This is a genomic window from Acinetobacter sp. YH12021 (assembly GCF_013420145.1).
Lineage (GTDB): Bacteria > Pseudomonadota > Gammaproteobacteria > Pseudomonadales > Moraxellaceae > Acinetobacter > Acinetobacter towneri.
This window is the reverse complement of record NZ_VOYT01000022.1, coordinates 1-12,844: the sequence shown is the minus strand read 5'-3', so window position 1 is coordinate 12,844 and position 12,844 is coordinate 1. Positions and strand designations below refer to the sequence as shown.

The window sequence follows — 12,844 nt, the reverse complement described above, 5'->3', positions numbered from 1 at the left end:
CGTATTTTTGTGCTGTTGTCGTGATTAACTTGATTTGAAGCAACGATAGCAAGGGTTTTGGCGAAAAGATAGTGATTCTTGTATCTCATTTCAGGGATTTTTCAGCGCTGAATCTGCGCCAAACGATGTAAAAAATTGCTGCTCTTGCATTTTTCATGGCAAATAGCTCGTAAAATAAAACTGAATTTTTAAGATAGTACGACACAATGTCTTCAGCATTTTTACTTTTGGTGGTTGCAAACTGTTTTATGACCTTGGCGTGGTATGGTCATCTCAAGTTTTTACCACATGATGCGCCGCTGTGGCAGGCTATTTTATTCAGTTGGGTGATCGCCCTGTTTGAATACAGTTTGATGATTCCTGCTACCCGTTTGCTGGCGCAGCATGGCTGGGCGGTAGGTCAAATGAAAATTACCCAAGAAGTTGTGACTTTATTGGTGTTTGTCCCGTTTATGATTTTTTTGTTTAAGCAACCTTTTAAACTGGATTATTTATGGGCAGCTTTATGTTTATGTGGCTGCGTATATTTTGTGTTTCGAGCATCTTAAAATGGTGCTTTTGCATGGCTTAAACAGCTCGCGTAGCTGCAATGGTGTGAGCCTGTGGTTAATTATTAGAAAATAACCAGATAAAAATAATCAAAAAAGTCGGTTGAGTCGCCGTGTTCAATTTTAACAAGTCGAAAAATCAGTCTATAATGTGGAGTTCTTATTCAAGCTTGGCTTTCTCGCCTGAATTTCTCTTTCCTTAGTTTCGTTTCTGGAATATTTGTAATGAACGCGGCCGCTGCACAAGACGCTCCTCTCGTTGGAATTATCATGGGTTCTCAATCGGATTGGGCAACTCTCGAACACACTGCCAATATGCTGAAGCAGCTTGGTGTCCCATTTGAAGCGGAAGTCGTTTCTGCACACCGTACCCCAGATCGCTTATTTGAATATGCTGAACAAGCGCGTGATCGTGGCATTCAGGTGATTATTGCAGGCGCTGGTGGTGCCGCACACTTACCAGGTATGTGTGCAGCTAAAACTGATTTACCTGTTTTAGGTGTGCCAGTGAAATCTTCAATTTTAAATGGTGTCGATTCATTACTTTCAATTGTGCAAATGCCTGCAGGTATTGCCGTAGGTACATTGGCGATTGGTCCTGCGGGAGCAACCAATGCGGCAATTATGGCAGCCCAAATTTTAGGTTTAACCCGTCCAGAAATTGCACAAAATGTTGCCAATTTCCGTGCCGCGCAAACTGAGAAAGTTTCAAGCAACAATATTCCAGGTCAGGCTTAAGCGGGACAATTACTATGGATAAGACCATCGGTATTTTTGGTGGCGGTCAATTGGGTCGCATGATGGCACAAGCGGCTTTACCCTTAAATATTCAATGTACCTTTTTTGAAGCCAGTCCAGATTGCCCAGCGGCAACCTTGGGTCAGGTTTTTGCCAGCAAAAGCGAAAATAGCCTACAAGATTTTATACACAGTGCCGATGTATTCAGCCTTGAGTTTGAAAATACTCCGTTGGCTGATGTTGATGTATTGATTAAGCACAAAGACTTGCATCCACCACGTCAGGCTTTGGCAATTGCCCAAAACCGCTTGCTGGAAAAAGGCTTATTTGATGAATTGGCGATTCCTGTTGCGCCGTATAAAGCGGTCAACTCGCTGGAAAGTTTACAGGCTGCTGTAGCTGAACTTGGTCTGCCAATTGTGCTAAAAACCGCAACAGGCGGCTATGATGGCAAAGGTCAGTTTGTCTTGCGCAGTGCAGATCAGATTGAACAAGCATGGGCAGAACTTGGCCCTGCAGGCAGCTTGATCGCAGAAAGTTTTGTTACTTTTTCACGTGAAGTATCTATTATTGCGGTGCGTGGTCAAAATGGTGAAGTAAAAACTTGGCCATTGGCAGAAAACCATCATCACAACGGTATTTTGTCGCATTCGATTGTCCCTGCACCAAACAGCGCTGACTTGCAGCCTGCGGCACAAGACTATATCACTCGCCTGCTCAATCACTTGAATTATGTAGGTGTGTTGACGTTAGAGCTATTTGTCACTGACAAGGGCTTGTATGCCAACGAGATGGCACCTCGTGTGCATAACTCAGGTCACTGGTCAATTGAAGGCGCGGTGTGTTCGCAGTTTGAAAATCATATTCGTGCAGTAGCAGGTTTACCGTTAGGCTCAACTGAAGTGGTACGTCCAACGGTGATGGTCAATATTATTGGTCAGCATCCCAAAACTGAAGATGTGTTGGCATTGAATGGCGCACATTTGCATTTGTACAATAAAACTGAGCGTGAAGGTCGTAAAATTGGGCATATTACTTTAATGCCGAATGATGCTGCTGAGTTGACAGATTTATGCCGCCAATTGGCAAAAATTTTGCCAAATCCATTGGCGCTCAGTGCTGATATGAGCTTGTAAATTTAAAAATGACGCCAAAGCGCTCATCACGATGAGCGCTTTTTTATGCTCTCACATTTTTTATTCTGCCCATTTTTAAGGTGTTCTACCGTTAATCTGTCTAGGATTGACGCTGTAATTTTAGGTTGATTAAGATAGATCAGGCTGAATAAGCAACCATCACCGTAGCAAAGCAATACTTAAAATAAAAATGCGCACAAGTCTGATGGGAAACAGATGATAATTATGAATTCAAAACTTTAAATTCAAATAGCGCGTTTTAAATTTAAAGCGATGCTTCAACTTTGAATTTAAATATCAGAAATGAATTTAAAGATAGATCTGCAGTTTTGAATTTAAATAAAGTAGCGGCTCTTTTGATCTTTAAATTTAAAAAGCTACTTTTAAATTCAAAGTAATACATCGTAAATATGCAGTGAATGTCGTGTTTTGTGGATAACTTGGGTTGGTTTAATTTGAATTTAAACTTTTAAATTTAAAAGTCTTATCATGTGTTGTGATTTTGAATTTAAAAATGTGAGATGCCGTACTTGTGGATAAGTGTTTTAAATTTAAAACGAGAAAATGAATTTAAAACTGTGTAAATGAATTTAAAGTTACAGATTTTCATCTGATCTCTGTGGCTGAAGGTGTTATGGTAAAGCCAAGATTTAAATTCAAAACACATCAAAGGGTATTATGCATCGTTTCGCTGTGATTTTTGCGACAGCTGCAATGGCAGCTACTCAGGTTCAGGCAGAACTGATTATCAATGGAAAATCTGTCACCGTAACACCAATGGTCAGTACATCTGCAAATTTTCAACCACAAAACCATTTTCAAAGTTGTTTGGCCAATTTACGCAGCCAAGCCATTGCCAAAGGGGTGAGTGGCAGCAGTTATGATCGCTATACTCAAAATCTCAGCCCAGATTATTCCGTCATTGAGCGTTTAAATTACCAACCTGAATTTTCTACGCCAATCTGGGATTATCTCTCAGGCTTGGTCGATGATGAGCGCGTGCAGGCAGGACAGCAGAAATTGGCACAGCACCGTGATGTGCTCAATCGTGTTGCAGCAGCCTATGGCGTACCTGCAGAAACCGTAGTGGCGGTTTGGGGTGTAGAAAGTAACTTTGGTGCGATTTCAGGATCCTATCCATTATTGCAAGCGCTAGGTACCTTGAGCTGTGAAGGACGCCGTCAAAGCTATTTCCGAGGTGAGTTTTTTACCACCATGCGTTTATTGCAACGTGGTGATGTCACTGAATCACAATTAAAAGGCTCATGGGCAGGGGCGTTTGGGCATACTCAGTTTATGCCATCGACCTATGATGAGTTGGCGGTCGATTTTGATGGTGATGGTCGCCGTGACTTAGTATCTAGTATTCCAGATGCTTTGGCTTCCACCGCTAACTTTTTAAAACGTCGCGGCTGGCAAACAGGGCAGCCGTGGGGCTTTGAAGTCAAAGTGCCTGCAGGCATGTCTTTGAGTGGTGAAGGGCGACGCAATAAAAAATCCCTCAGCAGTTGGGTTAATCGTGGGTTGACTCGTGCAGATGGTTCGGCATTAATTCAGGGCAATTTATCGGGCAGTAGTCAGGCAGGCTTGATGGCACCTGCAGGTGCGAATGGCCCTGTATTCTTAGTGTTTAGAAACTTCGATGCCATTTATAGCTATAACGCAGCAGAAAGTTATGCCTTAGCGATTGCGCATTTATCAGATCGTTTAATGGGGCAGTCTGCATTCCGCACCGCTTGGCCAACCGATGATGCAGGTACATCCCGCGCAGAACGCCGTGAAATTCAACGCTTTTTGTTAAGCCGTGGTTATGACATTGGTGAAGTGGATGGTTTAATTGGCGACAAAACCCGTCAAGCGATTCGTCAGGAACAGACTCGACTCGGCTTGGCTGCAACAGGTCGGGCAGGGCAGCAAATTTTAAGAGCGTTTCGTAATGAAGCGGCCAAACAAATGATGCAATAAGTTGTTGTGATTGCATTAAAAAGGTCTGCAAATGTGCAGACCTTTTTAATTTTTGTCTTAAAACAGGGGATTAAGGTTCAATTTTCACTGCTTCAAGCAAATCAAAAATCACAGTCGTGACATCTTGGCTTAATTCTTTGTTATTAAAAATTTCATAAGCTGAAATGGTGATGTCGGTATCACTTGGCAGCAAACGCTGTTCTTCTTCAATCAGGTGTTCAATTGGTAATAAGGTCTGTCTAACCTCAAGATGCAAAATATCTTTGTATTCAATATTTTCATCTTCAAGTTCAATCACTTGCTCATTAAAATACGGCAATAAAATCGAGTGGAGACAAGGTTGAAGCTCAACAATATCAAAAATTTCGATATCACGGCTTTGTTCAATCGTGCTGATGTGGTCATTTACTTCAATCAGGATATGGTAGTAACTCACATGAATCTCCACAGATCGTTCAGGGTTATACAGAGCCTTCACAATAACATGAAATGAGTAAATTTGCTGCCTTTGCACGTGTAATGGATATGCAACTATCGTACAGGGTGAGGGGAGTTTTGTGTTTTAGTCACTTCAGTTTGCCAGATTGCTCAGTGCCGTGCATGGAGTAAATCGAGATCGGCAGGGCGCAGTTGGAAATTCTGCAACTGCTGATCTTTTAGCATTGGATACATTAAGGCATAAGGGTCGTTATGGTGTGCTAAACCCAAAGCATGACCAAATTCATGCGCCAAAGTTAGACGTAAATCATCTTTAGATTGAAACTCATAAATCCGAATGGCCTGACCATCAAAGCTGCCTTTATCAAATAAACGTGGTTGAAAACGTGCATTAAATTGCTGGATGGATACATCAATGTCTTGATTAAGTTGATTGAGGGCATCGACTTGTTGATTGAGCTGGTTAATTTGCTGATTAAATTGCGCTATTTCGTGTTCTAAACTCCACATGTGTTGCTGGATTTCTTGTTTTTTGGCTGCAAAAATTTCCTGTTGCGAAGGATGTAGCCCACCACTTTGGTTAATTTGCTGTACTTGACGATTGTATTGTTCAAGTTGTTGTTCAAATAGCATTTTTTTTGCATCAAGTTGTTGATTTTTATCTGCAATTTCTTGTTTTAGTGCTTGAATATTTTGGTTTTGATTGTTCCAGTGTTGTTGGCGTTGTTCAATGGCTGTAAGTTGTTGTTGGCGTTGGTTTGATTCATCTTGACGTTGATCATAAATCAAGTGAATGGCGAGCTTGGCGTTCGGGTCATATACAAAATAATCTTGTCCCGTCCCTTGTTTCCAAATATGGGTGGCTTCCTGACTCAGTTGTAGTAAATCGGCATGGCTTAAGCCAAAACGCGGATCGACTTCAGCAATACGATAACGTAAGCGAGTATCTAAAGGATGTTTTAAATGATCTAGTGCAGTATTGTGTCGTGTATGAGGATGTTGAATATTTTGATAAATCAGCAAGATAGAAAACAGTATGATTGCACCCAATAGAAACAAACGCATTGATAGCGGCATCCTTTTTTGGGTTTACTGTAGCCGAAAGTAGGGCAGAAACTCAATCTATTTGCAGTTAGAGCATCATTTTATCTATTGTACTCGGTTGAGCGTCCAATTGTCTGTGCTCTTTCATTTAAATCTTGAAGTCAGTGTATGGATATCGAAAAGAAAAACCGCGCTGCAATTGCTTGCAGCGCGGTTTTTGATGTGCGTTAAAGCGACAAATTATTTTTTATCATCTTTGACTTCAGTGAATTCAGCATCCACAACGCCATCATCGGCTTTTTGACCTGCATCGCCTTGGAATGCATTCGGGTCAAAACCTTGTGCACCGCCTTGACCTTGTGCAGCTTCATACGCACGTTGCGTAATTGGCATGATGATGTTTTGAAGCGCTTCAGTTTTCGCTTTGATCGCATCTACATCATTTTCTTTAGTGCTGGCTTCAAGCTCAGTCACTGCTGTTTCAATCGCAGTTTTTTCATCGGCAGTCACTTGTTCACCAAGGTCTTTTACTGCTTTTTGAGCAGAAGAAACTAAAGCATCCGCTTCGTTACGTGCTTTTGCAAGTTCTTCAAACTTACGGTCTTCTTCAGCATTTGCTTCAGCATCTTTAATCATCGCTTCAATTTCAGCATCGCTCAAACCAGAGTTTGCTTTAATTTGAATCGATTGTTCTTTGCCTGTGCTCTTGTCTTTTGCAGACACTTTCAAGATACCGTCAGCGTTAATGTCGAACGAAACTTCAATTTGTGGCACACCGCGTGGCGCTGGTGGAATGTCACCTAATTGGAAGTTACCCAACAATTTGTTTTGTTGAGCCATTTTACGCTCACCTTGGTAAACTGAAATGTCTACTGCAGGCTGGTTGTCTGCCGCTGTTGAGAACACTTGAGATTTCTTCGCAGGAATCGTGGTGTTTTTCTCAATGATTGGCGTCAACACGCCACCCATAGTTTCAATACCAAGCGTTAACGGAGTTACGTCTAGAAGCAATACGTCAGTTTTGTCACCAGACAATACGGCACCCTGAATTGCTGCACCAATTGCAACAGCTTCGTCTGGGTTTACGTCTTTACGTGGCTCTTTGCCAAAGAATTCTTGTACTTTTTGTTGTACAAGTGGCATACGTGATTGACCACCCACCAAAATCACGTCAGAGATGTCAGAAGTTGAAAGTCCTGCATCTTGTAGCGCAACTTTACATGGCTCAATGGTACGAGCGACTAAATCAGCAACCAAACCTTCAAGTTTGGCGCGAGTCACGTTCATCACCAAGTGCTTCGGACCTGTTGCGTCTGCAGTGATATATGGCAAGTTGATTTCAGTCGCATTTGAAGATGAAAGCTCGATTTTTGCTTTCTCAGCCGCTTCTTTCAGACGTTGTAATGCCAATGGATCTTGTTTCAAGTTGAAGTTTTGCTCTTTTTTGAACTCTTCAACCAAGTATTCGATCAAGGCATTGTCAAAGTCTTCACCACCAAGGAAGGTATCACCGTTGGTTGATAACACTTCAATTTGTTGGTCGCCATCAAGGTCTGCAATTTCAATGATCGATACGTCAAAAGTACCACCACCCAAGTCATATACAGCAACTTTACGGTCACCTTCTTTCTTGTCCATACCAAATGCAAGCGCAGCAGCAGTTGGTTCGTTGATGATACGTTTAACTTCTAAGCCTGCAATTTTACCCGCATCTTTGGTTGCTTGGCGCTGTGCATCGTTAAAGTACGCAGGTACAGTAATCACGGCTTCAGTAACTGTTTCGCCCAAATAATCTTCGGCAGTCTTTTTCATCTTTTTCAAAGTTTCTGCAGAAATTTGCTGTGGTGCAAGTTTCTTGTCATTCACTTCAACCCAAGCATCGCCATTGTCTGCTTTGATGATTTTGTAAGGCACAAGACCAATGTCTTTTTGTACCGCTTGGTCTTCATAACGACGACCAATCAAACGCTTAATTGCGAATAATGTGTTTTTCGGGTTAGTTACAGCCTGACGCTTTGCAGATTGACCTACAAGAATTTCGCCATCTTTATAAGCAATAATAGATGGAGTTGTACGTGCGCCTTCTGCGTTTTCAATTACTTTAACTTTGTCGCCTTCAAGTACCGCTACACATGAGTTAGTTGTACCTAAGTCAATACCAATGATTTTAGCCATTTGGATGTTTCCTCAAAAATTCTTTTGCAATGTTTTCACTTGTTATTCGATATGAGAGCCAATTAAAATTTTTCAAGTTGTTTAGATGAAAATTTTTTATCAACTCTCGATTTTATAAGGCTTAAGCGCCAACCATCACCATTGCAGGGCGGAGTAAGCGACCATGTAAGGTGTAGCCTTTTTGTAATACGTTGCCAATTTCATTGGCTTTTGCATTTGGATCAATCCCTACGGCTTGATGCAGGTCTGCATTGAAACCATTGGCTGTATCAATCACCACCACACCAAACTTTTCTAAAGTGGTCAGTAATGATTTCAAGGTCAGTTCCACACCTTCAGACAAGGCAGTTTTTTCATCACCATTGGCGGCAATAGCACGCTCAAGGTTGTCTACAGAATCCAATAATTCTTTAGCAAACTTTTCTAAAGCAAACTTTTTAGCTGTATCTGCTTCACGTTCTAAACGCTCTTTGGTTTTTTCCGCTTCGTAAACTGCATTGGCAGTACGTGCTTTTTCCAATTTTAGGTTTTCTTCAAGTTTGCTCAGTTGTTCTTGTAAAGACTCAACGGAAACTTCTGCTTGCTCAGTATCTTGCGCTGTTTGTTGTTCCGTCTGCTCTTGCTCAAGGTCTTGAGTTTGTTCGTTCTGCTCAGTTGCCATTGATTTACTCCGTTTAAATGGGTTTTTAAACATGTACAGTCCTTTGGCGTCAGTGCTAACTGCGTTATTGCTGAACTGCCATGGTTAGAGAAGTTCGTAATTAGCTAAGAAATCGGGGCAGGGCAGGCAAAATTCAAGCGTGCCAGTAGATTAATTTTCATTGCCATGAAATTTGGTCAAAACAATACATTTTGAATCAAGATGTCGGCGGATGAATGAAGCAAATTAAACTTTGAAACTTATAATATTTTTTTGTTTAAAAAAGTATGGTAATAGGGAGCTGATTATTCAGCTAAACCAGTGCTTTTATTACGGAGATAGCTAAAAACACTGTTTTATCAACAGGATTCGACTGGGTGTTTGTTCACTATATTGTGCATGCGTATGATTAGAGTTTTTAAGTTTTGGTTGATTAATCGCTAAAACAACTTAATCGAGAGTAATTATATATTTTACACAAAACCTAACACTGCTTATTCTTTGCGCATAGATGCTATATCGCTGTAGTTTCTTGTGTATTGCTAAATGTGTTTTCGGGGCTTATCTAACTTCTGAATAAGCCCTTTTTTTACCTCATTTGTTTTGCTTTGCTGTAAGACTCAATCACGATCACGTCGTTGTTCACGGTCTTTACGGTTTTCCTGCCAGCGCTTTTGTTGTGCATCACGTTGTTGTTGCCAGCGTTTACGTGCTTCCTCACGCTTTTTTTGTTCAGCTTCAATTTGCTGCTTACGCTTTTGCTCTAGCTGTTTACGCTGCTGTTCCGATAAGCGTTTGCGTTGCTCTGCTAAGCGTTGTCGCTCTTGTTCATAGCGTTGTTGCTGTAATTGCTGTTGTCGTTTTTGTTCCCATTCACGACGTTCTAGTTCACGTTTACGACGCTCTAACTCAACCCGATTTTTACCTTGTTGATATTCCCAACGCTGCCGATCATTGTCATACCGTCGATGATCATCATCATAGCGACGGTCATAGCGTGGCTCATATCGTCCATCGTAGTAACCTTCGTCAGGCACGACCACGCAACCTACGGCTAAAATGGCAGTTGCGCACGAAAGTAAGATCAATTTTTTTGTCATGCTCTGCCTCCTGAGCCGATGAGGTAAATTTGTCTGAAACATCAATCATAGACCGCAATAGTGTCAATGACAGCGTCATAAAAGCAGGGTAGCGTATAGGTAATTTGAATGTGTATAACGATTGAAGCACTTGTATAACAAAATGGTCACTGTGCTGTTGATCATGAAGAAATTATGAAGCGTTTAGGCAAATCATGCAGACATATAAAAAGGAACAGGCATGCAAATTTTGAATTCATCTCTCAAAAATAAATTGCACAAAGGACAAGGTGCTGCTGCACGTGCATTAAATAAGTTACCAAGTCGAGTACATCATACTTTGGCTCAAGCTTTGGGTTATCCGTATCATTATCCAGACCTTGATCCATTTATTAAATGCATGATGGCGGCACAATTAAAACAAGGGAAAATTGGTTTTATTGGTGCTGACCCTGTACAGTCTAGACAGGCATTTGATCGACAAATGCAATCTATTCTGAGCACTCCAACTGCGGTCAAACGAGTTGAAGAAATCCGTTTAAACTTAGCCAGTGGCAATATCGCAGCGCGTTATTATCATCCTGCACCACATAAAAAATTGCCTTTAATCGTGTTTTATCATGGTGGTGGTTTTGTGGTGGGTGGTTTAGACAGTCATGACGAATTTTGCCGCTTAATGGCGGTACATGCCCATGCACAAGTGTTGAGTGTGGAATATCCACTCGCGCCTGAAGCTAGTCCACAGCAGATTATTCAAGTCTGTGAAGATGCTTTGGCATGGGCATATCAACATCGTCGAGAAATGAAAATTTTAAAAAATCGCATAGCGGTGGCAGGCGATAGTGCGGGTGGTAATATTGCAGCGGTGGTTGCACAGCGTAGTGCTCATTCAGCCTATGCACCTGACGCACAATTTTTAATTTATCCAGCCTTAGATTTTAAGAGTCGCCATCCTTCATTCTTTGCTTATAAAGATGGTTTGGTGTTGACGGGACAAGATATTGATTTTGTCACCCAGCACTATGTCACACAGCATCAGGTCGCTTTGGATGATCCAATCATTTCGCCAACTTTTGGCAAATTGAAAAAACTAGCGCCTGCCTTTGTGGTCACAGCAGGGCATGACGTTTTGCATGATGAAGCTGAAATTTATGCACATAAATTACGTCAACATGCTGTCACGGTAAAATATGTAGAATATTTAGATCAAACACATGGTTTTATTAGCATGACCTTTGTGTCGCGTCGCGCCAAAAAAATCAGCATTGAAATGTGTAAAAACTTTAGAAAATTTTGGGATCGACCACGTAGCTAAATCTTAGGTTGGTTTTGTTCATCTGTTTCACGTGGAACAATTAAACCAGAGTAGAGATTTCGGCTTCAGGAAAAGTCAGCTCGAATTCAGGCACGTAAAAACCGTTGATGAAGCGTGTCTGATTAAAATCAGGAAACAAACTTGGATTCGATTGCCAAGATGTATATTTGAGTGGAATTAATCTGCCGCGAAAAGAAGGATTAAATTGATAGGATTTCCCTTGCCATGTTTGCTGAATTTTTAAAAGTGCAGCAGGGATGTAGCGACTATCAATATAAAAGCCGTGTTGCTTATTACATTTTTCAAGTTGAATGGCGAGTTGCAAATCTGCGTGTTGTATTTTGCAACTTATCTGTCGATCTTGAATATTCCAATCAAAGCTTGCCAGTTGTTTAGGAATGCCCCAAAGTTGTTGTCCGTGTTGCACAGAAGACTCGGTTGAAACGAAAATTTTAGGAATAGTAGATAAACGACGCTGCCTAAATAAAGGATGATCTAAAATCAGCAGCTCATCGTAAGCACCAATGGGGCTAGCGTGATAACGCACCCACATGACTTGAACAAGACGTCCTAAAAAAGAAGGTGTTAAGCCAAAAGGTTGTGCCTGTTTTAAAAATTGTGGGCTGAGCCAATAATTTAAAATATAGGCTTCACCTTGAAGTTGCCAAGGTGCTGGACACAGTCGGCTCTGATCTGAATTATTTTTATACATAAGTTTTCCAGCGTGATAAAAAATAACCACTGATTTATTCGCATAATCTTATTAATATAGATGCAATGCAAATACAACACAGATGGATTGGTCAGCAAATGTTAAAACAAAGTATGTTTACCATGGCAGCAATGCTTATCAGCTTCAATACGATGGCAGCCAACACCGTGGTAGAAATGACAACCAGCATGGGCAATATTGAAATCGAACTGTTTAATGACAAAGCCCCAGTTTCTGCAAAGAACTTTGAAAACTATGCCAAGTCAAACTTCTATAACGGTACGATCTTCCATCGTGTTATCCCAGGCTTTATGGTGCAAGGCGGTGGTATGGATGCCAATATGCAAGAAAAGCCAACCAAAGCGACCATTCGTAATGAATCAAGTAATGGATTGAAAAATACCCGTGGTACCTTGGCGATGGCACGTATGAATCATCCTGATTCTGCCAGCAGCCAATTCTTTATTAATGTGGTAGATAACGATTTCTTAAATCGAAGTCCACGTAACGCAGGCTATGCGGTATTTGGTCAAGTCACTAAAGGTATGGATGTTGTCGATAAAATTGTAAAAGTACCAACAGGCAACTATGGCATGCATCAAAATGTACCGAAACAAGCGGTAAAAATACTCAGTGTGAAAGTGAAAGAGGCTGCCCCAACAAAATAAGCGGATTTAGATTGCAAAAATATGAAAAACATATTTTTAATTTAAAATTATAGGGTTAGTGCGAGTTTTGTGTGTTTTTGAACCAAAATAGTGCGTAAAAATCCAACACTCGTGAAAACAAGCAGTTAAAAGCACTTGCACGTGTAGGAAATTGCCCTATAATGCACACATCCCGACGCGAAACAGCCTACAAACTTAGCTCACAGGGTTAAGTTGTAGAGAAATTTTTGCGTTATATTTTCACTGACGAAGTGAAAATAAGATCATTAAGAGATTATGAAGAACAACTTGTGTGGATTTTTACTGATTGATTGATCGAAAATATTTCATTGATTGATTGGTTTAAATTACTCGAAGTTTATTTGAGCGAAATTTAAGTCAGAAAA

At 40.9% G+C, this 12,844-nt stretch carries 12 protein-coding genes; 6 read left to right on the top strand and 6 right to left on the bottom strand.

Annotated features, from left to right (window positions below; all coding sequences use genetic code 11):
• Positions 1-206: 206 nt before the first annotated feature.
• The 4 genes from FTT91_RS12605 to FTT91_RS12590 all read left to right on the top strand — a co-directional run bounded on the left by FTT91_RS12605 (position 207) and on the right by FTT91_RS12590 (position 4,387).
• Positions 207-548 (top strand): DMT family protein, encoded by a 342-nt coding sequence (locus FTT91_RS12605; RefSeq protein ID WP_004969799.1) that lies wholly within the window; start codon positions 207-209, stop codon positions 546-548.
• Between the two features lie 225 nt (positions 549-773).
• A complete protein-coding gene (gene purE, locus FTT91_RS12600; protein ID WP_019836195.1) occupies positions 774-1,286 on the top strand; it encodes a 5-(carboxyamino)imidazole ribonucleotide mutase in 513 nt (170 codons plus the stop codon).
• A gap of 14 nt (positions 1,287-1,300) precedes the next feature.
• Entirely contained in the window at positions 1,301-2,422 is a 1,122-nt protein-coding gene (locus FTT91_RS12595) for a 5-(carboxyamino)imidazole ribonucleotide synthase (RefSeq protein WP_131261895.1), read from the top strand.
• A gap of 678 nt (positions 2,423-3,100) precedes the next feature.
• Positions 3,101-4,387 carry a lytic murein transglycosylase gene (locus tag FTT91_RS12590; RefSeq protein WP_218952055.1) on the top strand — a complete coding sequence of 429 codons (1,287 nt, stop codon included), beginning with the start codon at positions 3,101-3,103 and terminating at the stop codon, positions 4,385-4,387.
• A gap of 70 nt (positions 4,388-4,457) precedes the next feature.
• Here FTT91_RS12590 and FTT91_RS12585 read toward each other — a convergent pair whose 3' ends face one another.
• The 5 genes from FTT91_RS12585 to FTT91_RS12565 all read right to left on the bottom strand — a co-directional run bounded on the left by FTT91_RS12585 (position 4,458) and on the right by FTT91_RS12565 (position 9,784).
• On the bottom strand, positions 4,458-4,835 hold the full coding sequence (locus FTT91_RS12585; RefSeq protein WP_162164695.1) for a hypothetical protein: 378 nt from the start codon (positions 4,833-4,835) through the stop codon (positions 4,458-4,460).
• A gap of 140 nt (positions 4,836-4,975) precedes the next feature.
• Entirely contained in the window at positions 4,976-5,890 is a 915-nt protein-coding gene (locus FTT91_RS12580) for a matrixin family metalloprotease (RefSeq protein WP_004969807.1), read from the bottom strand.
• 219 nt (positions 5,891-6,109) lie between these two features.
• Positions 6,110-8,044: a molecular chaperone DnaK gene (gene dnaK, locus FTT91_RS12575; RefSeq protein ID WP_104852793.1), complete on the bottom strand. Its 1,935-nt coding sequence runs from the start codon at positions 8,042-8,044 to the stop codon at positions 6,110-6,112.
• A 121-nt stretch (positions 8,045-8,165) separates the two neighbouring features.
• Positions 8,166-8,738 carry a nucleotide exchange factor GrpE gene (gene grpE / locus FTT91_RS12570; protein ID WP_256732321.1) on the bottom strand — a complete coding sequence of 191 codons (573 nt, stop codon included), beginning with the start codon at positions 8,736-8,738 and terminating at the stop codon, positions 8,166-8,168.
• A 566-nt stretch (positions 8,739-9,304) separates the two neighbouring features.
• The gene (locus FTT91_RS12565; protein WP_178867890.1) at positions 9,305-9,784 is read right to left on the bottom strand and encodes a hypothetical protein; all 480 of its coding nucleotides are present in this window, start codon (positions 9,782-9,784) and stop codon (positions 9,305-9,307) included.
• Between the two features lie 220 nt (positions 9,785-10,004).
• Between FTT91_RS12565 and FTT91_RS12560 the strand changes: the two genes are divergently transcribed.
• Entirely contained in the window at positions 10,005-11,078 is a 1,074-nt protein-coding gene (locus FTT91_RS12560; protein WP_131261892.1) for an alpha/beta hydrolase, read from the top strand.
• A gap of 40 nt (positions 11,079-11,118) precedes the next feature.
• Here the strand turns inward: FTT91_RS12560 and FTT91_RS12555 are convergent, their stop codons facing one another.
• Complete coding sequence (locus FTT91_RS12555; protein WP_104852796.1) at positions 11,119-11,790, bottom strand: acetoacetate decarboxylase family protein; 672 nt, start codon at positions 11,788-11,790, stop codon at positions 11,119-11,121.
• A gap of 98 nt (positions 11,791-11,888) precedes the next feature.
• Between FTT91_RS12555 and FTT91_RS12550 the strand changes: the two genes are divergently transcribed.
• Positions 11,889-12,458, top strand: a complete 570-nt coding sequence (locus FTT91_RS12550; RefSeq protein ID WP_154321226.1) for a peptidylprolyl isomerase — start codon at positions 11,889-11,891, stop codon at positions 12,456-12,458.
• Positions 12,459-12,844: the final 386 nt, after the last annotated feature.

Coding starts and splice junctions, on each gene's coding strand:
- FTT91_RS12595 (WP_131261895.1), top strand. CDS start 1,301: ATGGATAAGACCATCGGTATTTTTGGTGGCGGTCAATTGGGTCGCATG.
- FTT91_RS12565 (WP_178867890.1), bottom strand. CDS start 9,784: ATGACAAAAAAATTGATCTTACTTTCGTGCGCAACTGCCATTTTAGCC.
- FTT91_RS12560 (WP_131261892.1), top strand. CDS start 10,005: ATGCAAATTTTGAATTCATCTCTCAAAAATAAATTGCACAAAGGACAA.
- FTT91_RS12550 (WP_154321226.1), top strand. CDS start 11,889: ATGTTAAAACAAAGTATGTTTACCATGGCAGCAATGCTTATCAGCTTC.
- FTT91_RS12580 (WP_004969807.1), bottom strand. CDS start 5,890: ATGCGTTTGTTTCTATTGGGTGCAATCATACTGTTTTCTATCTTGCTG.
- dnaK (WP_104852793.1), bottom strand. CDS start 8,044: ATGGCTAAAATCATTGGTATTGACTTAGGTACAACTAACTCATGTGTA.
- grpE (WP_256732321.1), bottom strand. CDS start 8,738: ATGTTTAAAAACCCATTTAAACGGAGTAAATCAATGGCAACTGAGCAG.
- FTT91_RS12555 (WP_104852796.1), bottom strand. CDS start 11,790: ATGTATAAAAATAATTCAGATCAGAGCCGACTGTGTCCAGCACCTTGG.
- FTT91_RS12590 (WP_218952055.1), top strand. CDS start 3,101: ATGCATCGTTTCGCTGTGATTTTTGCGACAGCTGCAATGGCAGCTACT.
- FTT91_RS12605 (WP_004969799.1), top strand. CDS start 207: ATGTCTTCAGCATTTTTACTTTTGGTGGTTGCAAACTGTTTTATGACC.
- purE (WP_019836195.1), top strand. CDS start 774: ATGAACGCGGCCGCTGCACAAGACGCTCCTCTCGTTGGAATTATCATG.